General features: G+C 43.1%; 20 protein-coding genes. 18 read left to right on the forward strand and 2 right to left on the reverse strand.

What is annotated here, in order from left to right:
- The 16 genes from FGS84_RS08940 (at position 1) to FGS84_RS09010 (ending at position 13,456) form a co-directional block, all read left to right on the forward strand.
- The gene (locus FGS84_RS08940; protein ID WP_138307635.1) at positions 1 to 909 is read left to right on the forward strand and encodes a YafY family protein; all 909 of its coding nucleotides are present in this window, start codon (positions 1 to 3) and stop codon (positions 907 to 909) included.
- Positions 910 to 939: 30 nt separating this feature from the next.
- A complete protein-coding gene (locus FGS84_RS08945; RefSeq protein WP_138307637.1) occupies positions 940 to 1,920 on the forward strand; it encodes a DUF3592 domain-containing protein in 981 nt (326 codons plus the stop codon).
- A 43-nt stretch (positions 1,921 to 1,963) separates the two neighbouring features.
- Entirely contained in the window at positions 1,964 to 2,731 is a 768-nt protein-coding gene (locus FGS84_RS08950) for a hypothetical protein (RefSeq protein ID WP_227146811.1), read from the forward strand.
- Positions 2,732 to 2,799: 68 nt separating this feature from the next.
- Positions 2,800 to 3,552 (forward strand): hypothetical protein, encoded by a 753-nt coding sequence (locus tag FGS84_RS08955; RefSeq protein ID WP_138307639.1) that lies wholly within the window; start codon positions 2,800 to 2,802, stop codon positions 3,550 to 3,552.
- Between the two features lie 18 nt (positions 3,553 to 3,570).
- Complete coding sequence (locus FGS84_RS08960) at positions 3,571 to 3,918, forward strand: YciI family protein (protein ID WP_330640818.1); 348 nt, start codon at positions 3,571 to 3,573, stop codon at positions 3,916 to 3,918.
- 117 nt (positions 3,919 to 4,035) lie between these two features.
- On the forward strand, positions 4,036 to 4,683 hold the full coding sequence (locus tag FGS84_RS08965) for a hypothetical protein (RefSeq protein WP_138307640.1): 648 nt from the start codon (positions 4,036 to 4,038) through the stop codon (positions 4,681 to 4,683).
- Positions 4,684 to 4,935: 252 nt separating this feature from the next.
- Positions 4,936 to 5,274 carry a hypothetical protein gene (locus tag FGS84_RS31420; RefSeq protein WP_227146815.1) on the forward strand — a complete coding sequence of 113 codons (339 nt, stop codon included), beginning with the start codon at positions 4,936 to 4,938 and terminating at the stop codon, positions 5,272 to 5,274.
- 21 nt (positions 5,275 to 5,295) lie between these two features.
- The gene (locus FGS84_RS31425; protein WP_243129924.1) at positions 5,296 to 5,892 is read left to right on the forward strand and encodes a hypothetical protein; all 597 of its coding nucleotides are present in this window, start codon (positions 5,296 to 5,298) and stop codon (positions 5,890 to 5,892) included.
- Between the two features lie 528 nt (positions 5,893 to 6,420).
- Positions 6,421 to 6,927, forward strand: coding sequence for a hypothetical protein (locus FGS84_RS08975; protein WP_138307642.1), 507 nt, complete (start codon positions 6,421 to 6,423; stop codon positions 6,925 to 6,927).
- A 44-nt stretch (positions 6,928 to 6,971) separates the two neighbouring features.
- A complete protein-coding gene (locus FGS84_RS08980) occupies positions 6,972 to 7,181 on the forward strand; it encodes a hypothetical protein (RefSeq protein WP_138307643.1) in 210 nt (69 codons plus the stop codon).
- 207 nt (positions 7,182 to 7,388) lie between these two features.
- Positions 7,389 to 8,213, forward strand: a complete 825-nt coding sequence (locus FGS84_RS08985; RefSeq protein ID WP_138307645.1) for a choloylglycine hydrolase — start codon at positions 7,389 to 7,391, stop codon at positions 8,211 to 8,213.
- A gap of 80 nt (positions 8,214 to 8,293) precedes the next feature.
- Positions 8,294 to 8,749, forward strand: a complete 456-nt coding sequence (locus FGS84_RS08990) for a GyrI-like domain-containing protein (protein ID WP_138307646.1) — start codon at positions 8,294 to 8,296, stop codon at positions 8,747 to 8,749.
- 86 nt (positions 8,750 to 8,835) lie between these two features.
- Positions 8,836 to 10,539, forward strand: a complete 1,704-nt coding sequence (locus FGS84_RS08995; protein WP_138307648.1) for an ATP-binding protein — start codon at positions 8,836 to 8,838, stop codon at positions 10,537 to 10,539.
- Between the two features lie 17 nt (positions 10,540 to 10,556).
- Positions 10,557 to 11,225, forward strand: a complete 669-nt coding sequence (locus tag FGS84_RS09000) for a response regulator transcription factor (RefSeq protein ID WP_347563811.1) — start codon at positions 10,557 to 10,559, stop codon at positions 11,223 to 11,225.
- The gene (locus tag FGS84_RS09005; RefSeq protein WP_138307651.1) at positions 11,222 to 12,661 is read left to right on the forward strand and encodes a HAMP domain-containing sensor histidine kinase; all 1,440 of its coding nucleotides are present in this window, start codon (positions 11,222 to 11,224) and stop codon (positions 12,659 to 12,661) included. The genes FGS84_RS09000 and FGS84_RS09005 overlap by 4 nt, the downstream gene beginning before the upstream one ends.
- 48 nt (positions 12,662 to 12,709) lie before the next feature.
- On the forward strand, positions 12,710 to 13,456 hold the full coding sequence (locus FGS84_RS09010; RefSeq protein WP_138307653.1) for a hypothetical protein: 747 nt from the start codon (positions 12,710 to 12,712) through the stop codon (positions 13,454 to 13,456).
- Positions 13,457 to 13,699: 243 nt separating this feature from the next.
- Here the strand turns inward: FGS84_RS09010 and FGS84_RS31430 are convergent, their stop codons facing one another.
- Positions 13,700 to 13,807, reverse strand: a complete 108-nt coding sequence (locus FGS84_RS31430; protein WP_207739884.1) for a helix-turn-helix transcriptional regulator — start codon at positions 13,805 to 13,807, stop codon at positions 13,700 to 13,702.
- Positions 13,808 to 14,627: 820 nt separating this feature from the next.
- On the reverse strand, positions 14,628 to 15,614 hold the full coding sequence (locus tag FGS84_RS09020; RefSeq protein ID WP_138307656.1) for a GntR family transcriptional regulator: 987 nt from the start codon (positions 15,612 to 15,614) through the stop codon (positions 14,628 to 14,630).
- 235 nt (positions 15,615 to 15,849) lie between these two features.
- Here FGS84_RS09020 and FGS84_RS09025 point away from each other — a divergent pair, with 235 nt between their 5' ends.
- Positions 15,850 to 17,547 carry a methyl-accepting chemotaxis protein gene (locus FGS84_RS09025; RefSeq protein ID WP_138307657.1) on the forward strand — a complete coding sequence of 566 codons (1,698 nt, stop codon included), beginning with the start codon at positions 15,850 to 15,852 and terminating at the stop codon, positions 17,545 to 17,547.
- Positions 17,548 to 17,608: 61 nt separating this feature from the next.
- Entirely contained in the window at positions 17,609 to 20,224 is a 2,616-nt protein-coding gene (locus tag FGS84_RS09030; protein ID WP_243129925.1) for a PAS domain-containing hybrid sensor histidine kinase/response regulator, read from the forward strand.
- The last annotated feature ends 48 nt before the right edge of the window (positions 20,225 to 20,272 follow it).

The raw sequence follows: 20,272 nt of genomic DNA on the forward strand, positions 1-20,272 counted from the left end.
ATGCAGATAGACAGACTGATACAAATTGTATTTTTGCTGTTAAGCCGTGACAACCTGACAGCGAAACAGCTGGCAGAGGAACTCGGTGCCTCCACACGCACGATCTATAGGGACATCAATATACTTTCGGCTGCGGGCATCCCAATCACATCACAAAAAGGATATGGAGGAGGGCTGTCCCTGCTGCAAGGTTTTTCATTGGACAAATCCTACTTCACCCAGGCGGAGCAAAGTAATATGATTCAGGCGTTACAGATCCTGAAATCATCCAATTACCCGGATGCGGATAAAACCCTGAACAAGGTAGCCGGGTTGTTCAGCCACAACATGCAGTCGGAATGGTTAGAGATTGATTTCTCCTATTGGGGCAGCCCTGAAAAGGAACGGGTCAATATCACAGCGTTAGAGCGTGCAATCATCAATAAGTATGTGATTACATTCACTTATTTTAATACAGAGTTGACGGTAACCGCTCAGACGGTTGAGCCGCTGAAACTGGTTTTTAAATCACATGCCTGGTATCTTGTTGCCTGGTCTCTTCATAAAGATGACATTCGTACTTATAAAATGTCCCGTATCAGAGAACTTCAGGTTACAAACCAGTTGTTTGAACGCGAACTGCCGCAGGATTTTTCCCTTACGCCTGCGTACAAAGAAGAATACAATATACCGTTATTCAAATTACACTTTTTTGAAAAAATTGCGTATAAAGTCTACGATGAATTTCAGGAGAAGTACATTAAAAAACTGGATGACGGCACCCTGGAAGTATCGTTCCGCTACCAGCTCAATGAGTGGACATTCCTTTATCTGCTTTCCTTTGGTGAATATGTGGAAATAATAGAGCCTGCCCAGGCAAGGGAGATTTTAAAAGGAAAGGCCCAAAAGATACTTTCTATGTACCAATAAATGAAAACAAAAACCAGGGGGCAGAGGCAGATGAATAAACGATATTTTGGAAGATATTGGCGGACAATTGGAATCTTTATCGTATGGCTTTTCTTGGTAGCCTATGTCTTTGGGGTGGCGAAGGAGGCTATCAATTCACTTAACATATTAATCTGCCTGATTGTTCTCATTGGCATGGAGTATGTATTGGGCTATGGACAGGATAAAAGAGTGATAAGAAGCAGCCAGAGAAAAATGGAGATTGAACGGCAGTGGCGGGAATCCATAGGGGAGGCGGCATGGAACGAATACCAGATTAAAAATGAGAGAATTGCCGTATACAGGAAAAAATTGATATGGAAAGCAGTTTTCCTGGATTTGGTCATGGGAGCCGCCTATATAGCAGGGATGGGGCTTGCCTATGGAAAAGACCCCAAATGGCTCAAAGACGCGATTCCGGCGCTTCTTTGGTTTCTCATGTTTTTCCTTGTCTTATCTGCCTGGATCATCAGTTTTCCCAAAAGAATGCGGGAGGGAAAGATATTCATATGGGAAGTGTTTTTTGTAGCTCCTTTCATGGTTTTTCCGTTTTTTCCGCTGATTTCAGATCGGACGGCGTGCGGTTTTACTGCTTTTACTGGTGGAACGATATTTTCTCTCTTAGGCATCGGGTATATGTGGCAGACACGTAAAAAAGAGAAGGTATGTACGGTAATGACTACCGCGAAGGTGATTGATAATAGAAAGAGTCCCGTGCATCTTAAACGGCCTGGTGACATTCCTACATACACTTATCAGCCGGTTTTGGAGTATTGGACAGGAGGGGACCAGAAACAGGTGGTCTGCGGCAATGGTGAACCGCGTCCCTATCCCTTGGATGAAGTGTATACGATTTATTATAATCCTGAGAAACCGGAGGAATTTCGGTTTGCGGACCATAGGAGCGCTGCAGAACGGTTGATAGGCCCTGTTTTCCTGGGGATAGGAATTGTTTTGCTGGCAGGCGCCGTGGGAATCTGGATGTTGACTTAAAAAAGAATATTCGGATTATCATTTTTGAAAGAAGGAGACAGAATTGAAGAAAATCAAAACTAGATTAATAATGATTGTCGTTGCAGGCAGCCTGGTGTGCCTAAATGGTTGCAGGAACAAAGAAGTACCAGCAGAGGTTGCTGTAGAAAGTATTACTTCTACAGAAAATATTGCTCCCGTAGAAAGTATTACTTCTACAGAAGGTATTACTCCTACAGGTAAAACGGCGGAGGAGGAGACACTTACAGCCCCCATCCCGTCCGAGGAAGCGGCAGACACCGTCAGTTCCGAGACGGAGAGCGCCGCGCAGGAAAAATCGGAGCTTCCGGCCGCATTTCCCTTGGACTTTAGGTTTAGCAGCGGGGCAGGCGCATGGTATACCGTCATCACACTGAATCAGGATGGCTCATTTAACGGTGAATATTGTGATTCTGATATGGGGGACAGTGGGGAGGCGTATCCTCATGGAAAGGAATATATCTGCAATTTTAGCGGACGGTTCGATCCCGTCGTGCAGATAGACGAAAATACATACTCTATGACGCTCTCTGAAATCACAACCGAAAAAGAATCCGGAGAGGAATGGATTGAAGACGGCATTCTTCACATAGCGTCCAATCCGTATGGTCTTGAGGAGGGAACGGAATACCGTTTGTATCTGCCGGAGACGGGGAAGGAGGGGCTTCCGGAGGACTTCCTCAGCTGGTATCCGGGCTGGAATTTTGCGGATGCAGACGGAAATCTTCCTGACACATTATCTTGTTTTGGGATTTACAATGTAAAAATGGGATATGGCTTTTTTGCATATTAAGTTTTCGTAACATTGGTATGATAAAACAAACTTATTAAAAAAGGTATAACAGAAGGAGAAACTGGTAAATGGAAGCTCAGAACAGAGAACTGTATTTAAAACATATGAATGAAGAATATAGGGAAAAGCATTATCCGGAACGATCCGTGTTCGCGGCCCATAAGAAGACACAGAAAGGAGCGAATGCGTTCCTGAGCCTGTTTCTTATAGGACTTTTTTTGGCAGGCAGTCTGGTCGGTTTTGTCTGGTCCATCAACATGACACAGGAAATCATCAGGGATGCAGAGGAAGATATGCTGGGGTTTGGTATTGGGATTTCTGTCTTTTTCCTTTTGCTGGCCATTGGATTTGGAGCGCTTATCCATGTCATAGTAAAAGGCATGAGAAAAAGCGCAGACGACTGGATCCGCATCGTTGCCAAAGCCGGGGGCTTAAGCGAGCAGGAGGTAAGGGAATTCGACAGACAGGCGATGGAGCCGGACAGCCTGATTTTAATTCACCTTGGAAAGCTGAAATCCTTTGCGGCCGGACAGAAGGATGGAATCCTGACCAGGGATTATATCTGCCTTTACAACAATAATATGCCCCGTGTGCTGAAACTTGACCGGCTTACAGAGGCGCACTTAAAGGATAACACATATTATATTAAAGTTGGAAAAACACACAAAAAGGCCCATTATCTGACAATCAATCTGATGAGCAAAGACAATAAGACTGCATGGGCAGAGACGTCGCAGGAATCGGCCAGGGCGCTTCAGGAAGAGTTGGCGAACCGATGCCCTGGAATCGATACCGCCGATGGTGCCGTACTGGCGGAATGAGAGCGCGGGGATAATCATATGAGAGAGGAAAATCTGGACAGGAGAACGGGGGAAAATGAATTGAGTATGGAAAAATTGATGTACATGGTGATAATCGAGAAGGGAAAGTCTTACGATGAGATGACAATGGAGATAATTTCCAAACATGTTGAGAACATAAAAAGGCTGGACGATCAGGGGAAACTGGAAATCTGTGGCGTGTTTAAAGATTATCCGGGAATGGCAGGTATGTATATCTTAAAGACAGAAAGCCGTGAGGAAGCAGAAGAACTTTGTAAAATGGAGCCCCTGGTTACAAGCGGATACGCAACCTATCGATTAGTTACCCTGCAGATTGCGAATCAGGAAAATAACTATTTGTTATAATCATGGCAGTGGTGGCGGAGTACTGAATATAGAAGCAAATACAGCCTGGGTGAAAAAAACTGTTTTACAGGGAATGAGCAGATTTCCAGGGCAGAGGATGAGGGGAGACTAAATTGTATGAGAGCGAGAGATAATGCACAGAACGGAGCAAAAAAGGGAGATAGAACTTCCAGAGAAAAATTGATCACAGCTATCGTGGCGCTGTTGGTCATTATAGGGGTAGGCACATATTCCAAGCTTCCCGTTTCAACAGGAGAGCCTTTTAAGATAGCAGCGGGGAATGCAGTTTTAGACCCACGAACCAGCCATGGCAAGGACTTTTTTGATAATGGGTTTGAGGTGAAGGAATTTAAGCCGATGGATCAGGGCGATGTCCTGGAACCGGACGACAAGATTGGAACGAAACAGGCAGTTGTTTCCTGCACGCTCAGTTTAGACGGCGTAAAGATGGGAACGGCAGTTTTCAGCCGGACATCGGATTATGGAACCGCTGCCGGGAAATGTTCAGTAAAAAGCATAACCATACATGCAAATAATGAAAACAAGGACATGGTTTATGTAGAAGGGATTGAGGAAGACGCGGTGCGGCTCTCCGAACTGACGATGGAACGCCTGACGGCTGCACTGGGCCAATATACAGATGCCACAGAGGGTCTGGGCAGCAATGATGTCATGGATTATACATGGAAGAGGAAGCATTATTCGTTGACCGTATCTTTTAATGCAGATGATACATTGGACGGAATGAAGGTTGCGTATAAGTAAGCAGACAGTGGGGAGTTTTGTAATGAAAAGAATTGTGTGCTGCTTTTCTCAGTATTTTTCAGAAAGCTTTTCTACGGTTATATAATAGATGTTTTATAACAATCATTAATTGATAGTCTCACCTGTTATGAAATGATATCGTTAGGGTAATGAGCTGGAGCCCTGGGGGCGGCCGTCTACTGTATAATAAAGATGTATATTATACATAAAACAGCAGGAGCAAAATGCTTCTGCTAAGGGGGAGAAATCAAAATGAAACATAACAGATTAAAAAAGGCGGTATCCCTTGCGGCGGCGCTGACACTGTGCGCGGGGCTGCTTGCCGGCTGCCAGAGCAAGGGGCCGGAGGAGACCGCCACCGAATTCTTGACTGCCATGCAGTCTGAGGATTTTGCCAAGGCCAGCACCTATCTTGCGGAGAACAACCATCTCACCCGCGTGTTCACTGCTGTGGGTGGAGAGAGTGTCCCAGAGTTGGACGAGGTCTACCGCGCGTATGCTGAACGAATGGACGAGATGTCTTTTGAGATCTTGGGGGCTTCCGAAGCAGACTCCAACGTACTGAACGTCAGGGTTCAAAATCTGGACTAGGATGCCGCCATCCAGGAAGCCATGAACGCTGCCATTCAGTCTCAGGTCGCCGGTGATAGCGACACCTTTTCCAACTACGCCGGGTGGCTGGGCCAGGGCGTCCAGCAGGCAGTCATGGGTGACGCTGGGGAACGTGAACTGACTATGGGACAGAAAGATGGGATCGACGGGATTGAAAACATGAGGTTTATGAACCTGCTGACCGGCGGCTTTTATGACTACACCGACCTCACCATGTCCACCTGTACCCTCTCTGCTGAGGAGCAGGAGAGTGTATATTATATCGCGGCCCGCGGCGACATCGTGATTGGCTGCCTCATGATCGATTCCCTGTCCTTCGATACCTCTGCACTTTCCGAGGAGCAGCTCGCCCTGTTGATGGCGGAGACTGAGAAGAAGATGCGGGCAAAGGGCATCTATGACAGGCTCGAGGTCGGGGACGGTAAACTTACGACTTACACCGGCATCGATTTAAACCAGGCCGAATCGGTGGACTTACTGGAGCTGGGCCTTATCGATGGCAGCCGTGGCTACAGAGAGTACCCCAGTCTGAGAAAAACCCTCCAGAACTTTGAAGACAGCGGTATGACTGTGGAAACCGTTCCGCAATATAAATAAAAACAAGGAAGCATACGAAACTTGCGATAGGAGGTTGGTTATGCTAATCGTTGTTGTTTTGCTGATGACTGCATATGAGGTTCTAATGGTTGAGGTCGTTAGATTAAATCAAGCTGGGCCTGAATGGGAAGTTCCTATTTCAATAGTAATGAAACTGGCATCACTTGAACCTATTCTAACAGTACTATTTTGTGCGAGTATTGTTTTGGTTTTTATTTTTCGCAAAAGAATGTTGGTAAATCGAACCGGGTGTGTTTTACTATTTATACAACTAACTCTATGCATAATAGGAACAATATTCCTGTGTGCCACGAATGCATTTAAAGGCCAATTTTACAATCCCAGTTTGCTTGTTCAAAACGTATTTTATTGCGTCTATGCTGTAATAGCGATACTTTCCATTATCACATTGGTAATCATTGTGTTACGGAAATAAAAAACGCTGGCTAAGTAAGAAAATGGAAGTGATTCCTGTTAGTAATGAATAAGATTAAGCGATATAGAATTTGGAGCAGGAGGAAGATTGCCATGTCGGCTAATTTAAGAAAATGGACGGGTGTTTTTTTGACGGTTGTCTGCTACTATCTCGTCCATGAGGGAGCCCATTTGATTACTGCACTTTGTATGGGAACATTTGAGCGTGTAAAGCTCGTTTTTCCTGGTGTACAGGTGGCAGCAGATATAGATGCTATGTCGGAACTGCAAGTTGCTGCTTTTTCTATCGCTGGCGGGCTGGCTACCTTCATTGTTGGCTATATGTTGATTTTTTTAACGGGGCGCATCCTGCAGTTAAAAAGCAAAGTTGCAAAAGCAGCATTTTATTATATTACATTGGGCATGCTCCTTTGTGATCCTATCTATCTGTCGGTGTTATGTGGTTCCTTTGGCGGCGGTGATATGAATGGAATTGTCCTGTTCGGCGTACCAGAACTTGCTGCCAGAATTGTTTTTGGTGTGATTGGGGCTGTGAACTTGCGCATGTTTGTGAAGAATGTTTATCCGCTTTATAAAGCGGATTTTTCTAAGAACAGTTAATCAATCATTATGTGCACATTTGAATTTGTGAGGAGAAAAACTTGATGAGTAAATATGATGCTTTATGGAAATATGTACAGGATAATGGAAGCCAGACTTTCACATTGACTTTTGATGAAATTGCAAAAATAGCAGGGATAGCGATAGACCATTCCTTTTTGAAATACAAAAAGGAGCTTACGGAATATGGTTATCAAGTCGGAAAAATATCCATGAAAGAGCAAACGGTTATATTTAATAAAGTTGAGAGCTAAATTTCAGGTTGTCGAGGAGATAGTGCTTGAAAAATCCAAAAACCAAAGGTCAAAAAAGAAAACTAAATAGATTGTTAAATGATGAAGATGGATGTTATAAGTGTGAAATTTGGTTTTATGGCGAAATATAAGTAACGGCCGCATCCAAAGTAACATCGTTGGAATTGACAAGGAACTCATATTTATACATGAAAGGGAGGCTTCAATATGTGTACAAGTTTTGCAGTATACCATCAGGAAAAAGCTATTTATGGTATGAATTTCGATACGAATGAAATTGATTTAAAACTAAAAATCAATACTTCTAATGAAAGGAACCTGTTTTATTTTTCAGCCTTATTAAATAACAGATACAGAGATATCGCTTATTTTAATAGTGAGGGTCTTTTTATCTGCACTCAGGCAGTAGAATATGGTCCAGGTTTTAAATCGGGTTGTGACGAAAATGATTGGGGTGCCTTTGATATTTTTGATGAGGCACTAAAGAAAACAAGAAAATCATCTGAATTTTTTGAAATTTTTGGTAAAAGGGTAATCTCATATCCCAGAAATCCGTTATTCCCGGATTTAGGATTACATACTATGATTGCTGATAAAACTGGTGATGCGTTTATTCTGGAAGAAGGAAATGGTATCAATACAGTAAGCCCTATTCAGAATGATTTTATTATTATGACAAATTTTCCAAATGGAAAGTTTAAGGAAGTAAATTATAATGAAGTATCTGGTGTAGGTGCCGATAGATATATTTGTGCTTATGAATATATTCAAAATAATATCCGCAGCTTTGGAATAAACGAAGCCTTTGATATTTTAAGCAAAACCAGTCAGAAAAATACGCTGTGTTCCATCGTATATGAGCCATTAAAAAATGAAATTTATATCAGCTTAAAAAAAGAATTAAGCAAAAGATGGAAAATTTCTATTAACGAAAAAACAATACAATCATTGGATGGATTTTTAAGCAATAATAAAATTCAATTTACAAATGATGAAATACTAGTGAATGATCTTATACGCTTATATAAGTGAAAAGGAGTTTATAACAAAAAATAAGCATTTCTCATAAGGAATTGTTTTTGAAAAATTGGAATATGCGGAGGAGGTATACAATGTTTAAGGTGATAAAGGAAGAATTTATTGTCATTGGCAAAGAGGGCTCAACATTAGATGGCGAAGGATTTATTCAGAAATTGTGGAATGATGCAAATAGTCATTTTAGTGAAGTAGCACATCTGGCGAAGAAAGACGCAAACGGGAGTATTGTGGGAATATGGGGTGCTATGTCTGATATTTCTCACTCATTTAAGCCCTGGGAAGATGGCTTTCGTAAAGGCTTATATCTGGCTGGAGTGGAATGTATTGATCATGCAGAAGCACCTGATGGATGGACAAAATGGACAATACCAAGTTATGAATATATAGTTGTTGAAAACCATAATGGAGTGTTTGAAGAAACCATTGGTCAAATGAATGAGGAGGGTATTTCTCTGGTCGGAGCAGTTCACGATTATACCGACCCAGCAACCGGAAAGGGCTATATGTATTTTCCGATAAGAGAAGTTTAATAAATCCCAGCTTGGCAGGTAGAAAAATTTAATGGAAAATGTTTTATTAATGTCTGTACTCCAGTGCAGAGGAAAGGAATGATAACATGGATACGCTTTTGATACAATCCGTCCCCCTTCTGGAGAAGTCCGAATCATCCGATATTCCGGAAACCACCGGCTCTCTGCTGGTGCCTGACCCGGATTCGGAATATGGCTATAAGGTGGAGGAGATGCCAGAATCCTATGGTACGACTTTGACGCAAGAGGAGTTTACTGAAGAATTTGGCTCCTATCATGCAATCAATAATGTGGCGCTCTCTAATTATATATCGTTCCTGCTTCCATTTACAGCAAGTATTTGTCTTGTATACCTGCTAAAACGGTTTCTGAAACCCAGACTGGAACGGTTTCACTGGGGGAACCATTTCCTGCTGGCGGTACTTTTTTTTACATTATTCAAGTATCGGTGGTGGATTCAGCTGCCGCGCGGTCTATACTATTTATTCCCTGTTATGGAAATGATTTTCTTACTGGCAGTTATCTGTCTTGCCTGCAAGGGGAAATTCAGCAAAAAGGTATATATTGCGGTTACATTCGAGGCTGTTTTCGGATTGTGCCAGACACTTTACACCTATGGACAATTATTTTTTAAGGAGATCAGCAGTTACCTGGAACTTCCCCAAAATTCAGAGATGCTTTGTCTGTATTCCTACATGAAAGATCAAGCGGCTTCCATAAATGCGTCAGAAATCGTAAACATTTATTTAGATTGGGAGAAATGTCTGATGCTGTTTGTTTCCTGCGCAGTGATAGTCCTCTCTGTCAGAAAACTGGCGCACACAGTCAATCAGAATACAGAAGGAATTCCCCGAAGCGAGTTGTATTTTTTGCTGACGCCGGCATTTGCAGCGATTGTCTATTCTATCTTTACAGGAGCAGCTTATTTCCTGGTGTGGAATTCCGTATTTGTTGACTGGGCAACATGGGACGACCCGCTTCAAAGCATGACGTTATATTTTATGATTCCGCTAATGGCGGTGGCCTCCCTCCTTTGTATCCTGTACGCTTATACAATTTATCAGAAGCTTGTCGGCTATGTGGAGGAAAAGCAGCGGGCGGTTATCCTGGAAAACCAGGTAAATCAGATGCAGGGCCATATCAAAGAGATTGAGGAACTTTACACGGGTATCCGATCCATGCGGCACGATATGCAGAATTGTCTCTTTGATATCAAGAGCTTACTGGCGGCGCAGGGAATTGACGTGGAGGAGAAAGACAGCGAATTGGCAGGCTATTTTTCCGGGATCGGCACCGCGCTGGACACATTGAATTATTCCATCCATACAGGCAATCCAGTGACGGATGTGGTGCTCAACGGGAAAGCCAGACGGGCAAAGGACCGGGGGATACAGTTTGACAGTGAATTCCGCTTCCCGAAAGATTTTGGCATCGATGCGTTTGACCTGAGCATCATTCTGAACAATAGTCTGGATAATGCCCTGGAGGCCTGTGAGATCTTGCTGGAGAAGGATTCAGAGGCCAGGACATATATAAAAATAAGATCTTTCTGTAAAAATAACATGTTCTTAATGAATGTGGAAAATAGCTGCGATGGCGTTTTACTCGAGGCGGAGAGCAGCTCAGGTCCACGTACCAGAAAAAAAGATACAGTTCAACATGGACTCGGGTTTCAGAATATTCTGCGATGCTCGGAAAAGTATTATGGAACTGCGAAATATGTATGCAGCGGGGAGACATTTCAGCTTAATGTTATGCTTCAGAAGGCCGAGGGAGCGAGCGTAGATTGAAATAATAAAGCCAGGGAGTGATAAGTTTGAAAATCCTGATTATAGAGGACGAAGAGATGATCGCAGATATCATATCACGAGGGCTGACCAGAGCGGGATATCAATGTGAATGTGTTTACGACGGAACTGACGCCGCCGGGCTTCTGGAAGAAAAGCGGTATGATTTAATTCTTCTTGATATTATGCTTCCCGGTGTGGTTGGCTATGAACTGATGGAGTATATAAAGAATTTAGGAATTCCTGTTATTTTTATTACGGCGAAGGCCCGTTTGGAGGACAAGATAAAGGGATTTAAGCTGGGCGCAGATGATTATATTACGAAACCGTTTGAACTGGCCGAACTGACAGCACGTGTGGAAGCTGTTTTAAAACGGTACTATAAAACGCAGTCCCGGATTTCGGTGGCAGGAATGGAAATTGATACGTTGTCGAGAACAGTTAAAAAAAACGGGCGGTTAGTGGAACTCACTGCAAAAGAATATGATTTGTTTCTGGTATTTTTAAGAAACCGTAATATTGCCCTTTACAGGGAACGTATTTATGAGGAGGTATGGGGAGGAGAATATGATCCGGACAGCCGGACGGTGGATATTCATGTACAGCGTCTGAAACGGAAGATGGGGTTAGAGGATTATATCATATCTGTAAGAGGGATTGGATACAGATTTGAGGTGTCAGAGACATGAAACTGTGGCAGAAGTTCTGTCTGTGGCCGCTTCTCTTTTTCTTATCTGTATACATGGGGACCGGTATTCTGCTGATTGAGAAGAATGCGCGGGAAGTGTTTCAAATTAATTTAACGCAGCTGCTGGAGGAGCAGAAAAGTATTTCAGAAGGATTAAACTGGTATCTTTACATCAGCAGTTTACGCGATTCCAGGAGAGGGATGGGAAAAGCGAACGCCTATATGAGAGAATATATGGAAAACCGCCCGTCCATTCAGGGAGTTTATTATGAGATTACAGATTATAGAAGGGTGGAACAGCCTGTGTACAGTAATCTGGATTTTGAACTTCCGGTGATGGAGATGCGGGATGTTGTCTATGCTCCTCAATATAAGGTTTTGAAATATAGAGAGAAATATTTTCTCCGTCTGACCAGTCTGTTTTCCGCTCAAGATAACTCATACAGGAATACCAGCTTTATGGATATTACAGTGTTTATCAGGAATCGCAGTCGGCAGTACCAGTACTTTTTTACCCTTTTTTTGCTGTCTATCATTGTTCTGTCCACCGGGATGTACGGTATATCCAGACATTTAACAAAATCAATCCGCCTTTTGACAGATTCAGTCAGAAAAATGGGCAATAGCAATTTTACAGGTCATGTAGCGGTTCAGGGAAAGGATGAGATCAGTGAACTGGCAGAACGTTATAATGAGATGGCGCGGGTCATTGAGGATAAAATAACAGAGCTCCAACAGACGGCAGAGGAACAGAGGCGTTTTATAGACAATTTTTCTCATGAACTGAGGACACCGCTCACAGCCATTGTTGGCTATGCGGATTTACTGCGGTCCTCGGATAATGATGGGGCAGACACACAGGAATTGGCAGAGCGAATTTTCAGGCAGGGAAAGCGGATTGAAAAATTATCGGAGATGATGCTCCAGCTCGTATTTCTGGAACGCCACAATTTTAAGTTGATACCTTTTGATTTGAGGGAGGTGCTGTTGGAGGCAGAAGCTGTGTTAAAACCATCCATAAAGCGGGCACGGATGAGACTGGTATTTGATACACCAGATGAGCCGGTTTATGTGGCGGGGGAGAAAGATCTCCTTTTAAATCTCATCGGGAATTTGGCAGATAATGCAAGGAAAGCTTCCATGTCCGGTGATACAATACGAATTTCCACATGGAAAGAAGAAAATCGTGTGGTGTTGGAGGTTGAAGACGAAGGAACAGGAATACCCGAGGAGGAACAGTCGAAGATTTTTGAGACTTTTTATATGGTGGATAAGGTAAGAAGCAGGCGGAATAATGGGGTAGGGCTTGGACTCTCCATCTGCGCGGATATTGTAAAAGTCCACCATGCTGAAATTATGCTGGAAAGCAGAGAAAATGAGGGAACTAAAGTTAAAATCCTTTTCCCATGTTACAAACATGAAACAATTCCCGGATAAAATAGCGCCATACCAAATAAATGGTTGAAAGAGAAAAGGAGATTGACTATGAGAAGAGAGAAAAAAATGATAGGCGTATTTTGTGCGGGAGTTCTTGTATTCAGTATGTCGGGCTGTGGGACCGTTTCTGCTCAGACACCTCAAACGCAGCAAGTGAATACCGTTACGTCAGAGCGGAATTCAAATGAGGAAGCCAGAAACAGGGAGGAAACCGGTCAAGTGAAATCAGATGATGTTTTTATTGCTTCGGCAAAGGAGGCGTTGAGTAAATATTTCGACGTCAATCTGGTAGATACAACCGGATATTCTGTTGATGTGCAGCATATGGAGGCACTGCCGGAATACGATGTAGAGCAGCAGGTAGCGGTAACTTTCCTTCCAGATGAACTTAATATGGGGACAGTTGACGAAACTACAGTGATTGACATGGAGAATATTGCTACAAAACCTATGTACGATGTGTCCTTTACAGAAGAGGGAACCGTAAAAGGTATCCATCTAAGTTATACGGACTGGAAAAACAGCGAGAAGCCGGTTACAGTTGAATTGGCAAAGGAACTTGCAAAGGAATTTGTGATTTCCCATGGGCTGGCAGAGGAAGGCAGCTTAAACATTTTGGGTGGTTCAGCTACCTCGGCCGATACGATAACGGTAGTAATCAGGCACAAGGAAGGACGTGCTCTGGTGATTGGGGTAGATTCTCAGGCGGGAAGAGTAAGGTTTTTTGAAGATATGCTTGAAAAGGCAGCAGTTAAGTCGGTTACGCCGTTAGAGGAAGGAAAAGGTTTAGGCTGATTATCATAGGTATGAAAGAAGGGAGGTTAGTATATCCGTATTATAATTAAGGGAAAATAGCAAGCAACAATCAGGTAGAGAAGGTGATTTAAACGATCTTCTCTACCTTGATTTGCTACTTGATTGGCTCCTGCTATTAAGATAAGTTATTTTAAATCAAGCATTGTCTGCATTGTGGAAAGTATAATGTTTTTATCTCTGTCACTTAAAAGATGAAACAAACGGGTAAATTGTTGTTCACTTTCAACGAGCAGTTACCCCAATATGTTTAGCTAACTGTTCTTGTGTCATTTCTAGTTTTTGGCGTGCTTCTTTTATAAGAGGACCGATATATTTAAATTGTTTTTCCATCACTGATAGAATAACCGCTCCTCTACCTCCAGCTCATCCAGCGCTTAACCGATATGTATTCAGCAGGCGGATTGTCTGCGGAGAGTGCGCAACAAACTTCCGCAGGCAGAAAATATACATTGGAAAGCCGTATGAGAAGATTCAGTGGTGCTGCTATCAGCATATCAAGGACAGCAAAAAATGCAGTCAAAAAGCGGTTCGAGAGGATTTAATCCAGGCCGCCTTCGTCCGCCTTTGGAACCGCCTGTCCAGCAACTACGAAGAGATACTGATTCCCATGCTGGCCGCCTTAAAAGCGATTCAGACTAATCCGGAGCAGGAGCGGGAAATCGAACAAATCGAAAATCAAATACAGGGAATTAAAATGCAGAAGTCATATGCTGAGTAAGGTACTTACAGAGGGAGGCATAGGCTCTGCTATTTTTATAGAAAAACAAAACCGGCTGGGTGAGCAGTTGGAAAACGCCAGGAAGAGGCTGCGGTAGCTGCAAAATCAAAAAGCCTTTGAAAAGGAAATTTCCCAGACAGAGTATTTAGTGACCATACTCCGCAAGCGGCCAACAATTCTGGACGTCTATGATGAAGAATTTAAGAATTTTACGGCATCCTGGTATCAACGCCTTTCTTCAACAAAAAAGCTCTATACCACAGCCTCTGTTCCTCAAAAAATTCACTCCATCCCACAAGTATCCCTTCTCTATCCATACATTCGGCACATTGAATCGTCTGGAGAATCCGAGTGGAGTATAATCGTTTGTAATTGTCTCCCTTCATTTTTAAAAGTATGAAGGGATATCCAGTGGCGAGGCATTCCGCCAGTTTACAGTAACATTCGCAGACTATGGTACATGGACAATGCTTTGTTATGAATGTTAAAAAAAACATCCACAATAAGATAGTCCTTTTTCTCTTTATAGATTTGATTCAAAGTCTGGAGAAATTCGTATAATGCTTCTTCAGAAACCTGTTCAAAGGTAAAACGGCTAACGTTACTAACTGTTAATGACAGAAACTGGAGACTTTCTAAAAGGCGTTTCAGACCAAACTGAACAGAAACTCGGCTTATATCCACATTTTCATGTCCAAGGCATACCTGTGTTCCCCTCCCCTGATAGGACTTTACCACACCAAAGTCAGACAGAGAGGCCAGGGTACGGCGTATGGTGATGAGTGGGATTTGGTAACGTTTTACCATCTGGCTTAGGGAGGGAAGAAAGCTTCCAACGGGATAGGCTCCATACAAAATTTCCAATATAATCTTCGCTCCCAATGTATAACGGATTTGAGAATGTCTGGGGTAAAAATCCCATTCAAATGGAATCTGGGTAAACTCACCTTCCAGAAATTGTGGGGAGAGCGTTTGGATGATTTTAAGGATATATGCAAAAGCATCTATGTAAACTGTTCCCAATTTATTGGTAAGATAGGCTCCAACTTCATCTTTTGTGAGCGTATCAACCGTTTCTATTATTCCTTTCATAATGTCATGCTCACTGCGCAGATATGGTATACGGGCATGGAAGTTTATTTTTCGGTAGAATGTAAGAATTAAATCATTATAAAGGGAGGATAAGGCGGCCGTGTACAGCCGTATCGAAAGGGACATTCCGTCAAAGTCAATGTTTTTAATTTCACTCCATTGTTTCTCCCAGGTTGCTTCATCCCATTGCTTTATGCCGGCCTCCAGTAAAGGACACAAAAGTAACGGATTCATCTGTCTCATGTCCAGAATGCCGTCCCTATAGGTTGACAGATGAACAGCGATATTGCGCAGATAATCATCGGCGGTAGCCATGTAGGTTACCATAGCTGCTTTTGGAGCCCCAATTTTAATGTAGTTCTTGTCCTCCAGGAGTGCCAGCGCTTTCCTGACAGTCGGTATGGACAGATGGAAATAGGCGCTTATGTTCTACTGTTTTGATAATACCCATAAAAAATAAATGAATTGCGAATATAGACGTATTATGGTAGACTACAGTTAGCACATGAGCAGAGTTAAAGGGCCGAGGCAGGAATGATGGGGAACACAATGGAGGGGTAGCATGAAAAGGTTTACTATAGGTAGGAAACTGTTTGTTTCATTTGCAACGATTCTGATGTTGATGATTATTGGTTTTTGTATCAGCATCATAAGTTTAGTTAATCTGAATTCAAAAATAAAAGCCTTTTATGATGGACCATTTATTGTCAATGAAAGTGCCAACAAAATCCACTCAAATTTTGAAAGAATGCAGAAGGCAACCTACCGTGCCATTGTAAATACAGATGAGGAGATAATTGGGGAGGCAACTGCCAATGCCTTTGATTCGGCAAGTATAATCAGGGACGAACTTCCAATCGTTAAAGAACATTTTTTGGGAGATTCACAAATTGTAGTACGGCTGGAAGACTGCCTGGCCAGGCTTGCGCCAATGCGGGAACATGTTCTCTCATTGGCGAAGGAAAATAAAAATGAAGAAGCGGCAGCTTTTATGGAAAGCAACAATATCCTGGTAATCCAAGAGGCTCAAAAGGAATTGGATGGGCTGATTGTAAGCGGCAACAGAACAGGACTGCAGTTGATGACACAACTGCAGGAACGGCAGGCCAGTGCTGTTACGATGCTGGTAATTTTGGGATGTGTGAGCGTAATCATTAGCATTGGTTTCTGTGTGTATATTACCAGGGGAATCTCGGCAGGGATAGTGGAATTGGAACAGGCAGCGCAGAACATAGCGGCCGGACAGCTTTCAACTACCCGAATTACCTTTCAGTCCGGAGATGAGATGGGAAAATTGGCCGATGATATGCGGAGTATGATTGCCGTACTTACAGCGGTAATCCAGGATGAGACATATCTGTTAAATGAAATGGCAGAGGGGAACTTTGATATCCATAGCCGGGCAAAAGACAGCTACGTGGGTGAGTTGGATTCCGTGCGGTCTTCTCTGGTCAGGATTATAAATAATTTAAAAGATACCTTATTACAAATTAATCAGTCTACTCTGCAAGTGGCAGCGGGGTCGGAACAGGTATCATCCGGAGCACAGATTCAGGCCCAGGGGGCGACAGAGCAGGCTGCCTCTATAGAATTATTGTCAAGTGCAATCAGCGACATATCGGAACAGGTAGAGCACAATGTGAAGAATGCCCAAGCAGTGAATGAACAAACAAAGACAGTGCAGATGGATGCGGAAGACAGCCGCAGACAGATGCAGGATATGCTGGCAGCAATGGCAGAAATACGCCACAGTTCACAATCAATCGGACGAATCATTAAGACCATTGAGGACATCGCTTTTCAGACCAATATCCTTGCTTTAAATGCGGGGATAGAGGCTGCCCGGGCAGGGAATATGGGAAGCGGTTTCGCGGTTGTGGCGAATGAAGTACGTAATCTGGCAAACAAATCATCTGAGGCATCCAAAAGCACGGCTGATTTGATAAAAAAGTCCCTGGAAAAAGTAGAACAGGGTGACCGGATTGCAGACCGCACGGCAGAAGCGCTGATGGACGTAGTAAATGGAGTGGAGGATATAACGAAGTCGATTCATTCCATAACGGAAGCTTCTGTTAGGCAGGAACTATCGGTACGACAAATTACGCAGGAAATAAGCCGCATATCAGGTGTGATTCAGTCCAGTTCCGCTACGGCGGAGGAAATTGCGGCTGCCAGCGAGGAATTATCTTATCAGGCTCAGGTATTAAGCAGAATGGCTAGCCGTTTCCGGCTGGGAAAAAATGTGGAAGAGGGCAATTAGAGTTCCTGATGTTTAAGAAATTTTTTCAGGTATTCATTTTATGGCAAGAGGAGTCAGCGTCATGAATGTTCAAAAAAAGAATAAGAGTGTAAAAGATATTGGATTGGCCCTGGTCTGTGTGTGTGCAATCGGCTTATCAATCTTCAGCATTTTTTCCACTTATCAATTACGTAAAACAGCCACAATGATTTATGAGCACCCCTATACAGTTTCCAACGAATCCAGGGCCATGAGGTCGCGGCTTCTGGACATGAAGGGTTTTTTGCTGAATTTAGTTGCGGATCCGGAATCCGATATAGTCGAGGTAGGGCAGACACTGAATAACCGGTACGACATGCAGTATGCTTCTATTAAAATTATTACCAGCCAATACCTCGGACCGGTTGAAGATACCGAACAGCTGTTATCGGCCATGCAGGATTTGGAACATACGCAGAGTGAGGCATTACCAATCATTGTCCCCATGGGCAGAGAAGAAACTGCTCAATATGTGTCGGAATATTTATATCCTAAATATAATGCGGTAGGGGAGGCTCTGGATACCATTATTTCTTTTGCAGACAGTAAAATTCGAAATTTGGAGCAGAATGCGGCGGATACATCTGCGATTGCTATCATTTCATCAGTGGTGCTTACAACTTTTCTTCCTGCCTTCTTTCTGTTTGTATTTTGGCAGGAACGTAGAAATATCAGAGAGATTCAATACAGGGAACATTTATTTGATATCCTCTCCTCTAATGTGGATGAGGTTTTTCTGATTTATAATCAGGAGAAAGACGTATTGGAGTATGTCAGCGCTAACTGTGAGCATATTCTTGGAATAAAAGATTCCGCCATCATGGAGAAGGCGGAGTTGCTGATGCACCTGGTTATCGAAGAAGACCAGGATGCTTTTGCAGAGTTTATCCGGCGTACAGATACGGAGGACAGCAAGAGCATAGATTTACGGATGTACCTTACAACAGAACAAATACGATGGGTTAAGATTCGGTGCTATCCTGAGATTGCAGGGGGAAAGATAACACGCTATATTGTATCCATTTCTGACCAGACAGAGGAAATACAGAGAGAGCAGGCCCTCAGGGATGCACTGGTTAATGCGCAGAATGCGAACGCGGCTAAGCAGAACTTTCTTTCCCGTATGAGCCATGAAATCCGTACGCCCATGAATGCAATAATTGGTATGACAACCATCGCCGGAGCTTATATAGAAGATCGCAAACGAGTGGAAGATTGCCTGAAAAAAATTGCCTATTCTTCCAAGCATTTGATGACACTCATCAATGATGTTTTGGACATGTCAAAAATTGATGAGGGAAAGATGACCATTGCCTGCGAAAGTTTTAATTTGGAGAGCGTGGCCGAATCTCTCACCTCCATTTTCTATCCTCAGGCGACTGAGAAAGATATTAATTTTTCCATGAACTTGATTTATCTTACCGATACGGTATTGATTGGTGATTCGTTGCGTCTGAACCAGGTTTTAATTAATCTCCTTTCCAACGCTATCAAATTTACACCGGCCAACGGTACTGTCCGTCTGGAAATACGCCAGATACAAAAGAAGGACCAACGGGTACGCCTTCGCTTTATGATAACAGATACCGGAATTGGTATGAGTGAGGAATTTTTGAACAGAATTTTTCTGCCTTTTGAGCAGGAAAATGTATCTACAAGCCGGAAATATGGTGGCACAGGTTTGGGATTGTCTATTACTAAGAATCTGGTCACCTTAATGGGCGGTACTATAGCGGTAAAAAGTGAATTGGAAAAGGGTACTACCTTCACTGTAGAATTAGACTTTGATGTAGATAGAACAAGCGAAAATGCTTTTACCTGCAATCATCAGGAATTAAAAGCACTCAAGGTTCTTGTGTCCGATGATGACCAGGACTGCTGTATCCATACCGCGCTATTGCTGAAGAATCTGGGGATTCTGTCACACTGGGTGCAGACAGGGGCTGAATGTGTGGAAGAGGTTTTATCTGCCCATAGAACCGGAGAAGTATACGATGTGTGCCTCATCGACTGGAAGATGCCGGACATGGATGGGATAGAAGTAACCCGGAGGATTCGGGAGTTCGTGGGTCCAGATACCACGATTATTATTATGACCGCCTATGACTGGACCTCTATAGAACAAAACGCACGGGAAGCAGGTGCTAATGCATTTTTATCTAAGCCTATTTTTGCCTCAACTTTGTACAATATGCTTCTCACAGTGACTGGTATCGAACGTGCGACTGAAAATATCGGGAGCAAAAGAAAGAGCGATATTTTGGAAGGACACCATGTGTTACTGGTAGAGGATAATGAAATCAATCAGGAAATAGCGGTGGAGTTGCTCAAAATGGTTGGGTTAGAGATCGATTGTGTTTGTAATGGGCAAGAAGCGCTGGATTTATTCCTCAGGAAAGGGGAGACTTATGATTTAATACTGATGGATATGCAGATGCCGGTTATGGACGGTTATCAGGCGGCAAGGGCAATTCGCCAGTCCAGCCATCCGTTAGCAAAGACGATTCCGATTATCGCCATGACAGCTGATGCCTTCCATGAGGATATTGTGAAGGCGGGTGAGGCTGGAATGAATGGGCACTTGGCAAAACCGATAGACCCAGCTCGCCTGTACCAGATGATTGAATCGTTTATCGTTGTGCCGGTACCGAGTACATAGTAGAGTCAGTTGGGGCAAAAGATACGAGCTCATGAAAGGGTCAAAGTT

The sequence above is a fragment of the Clostridium sp. 1001271st1 H5 genome, from assembly GCF_005845215.1.
In the GTDB taxonomy this organism is placed as follows: domain Bacteria; phylum Bacillota; class Clostridia; order Lachnospirales; family Lachnospiraceae; genus Enterocloster.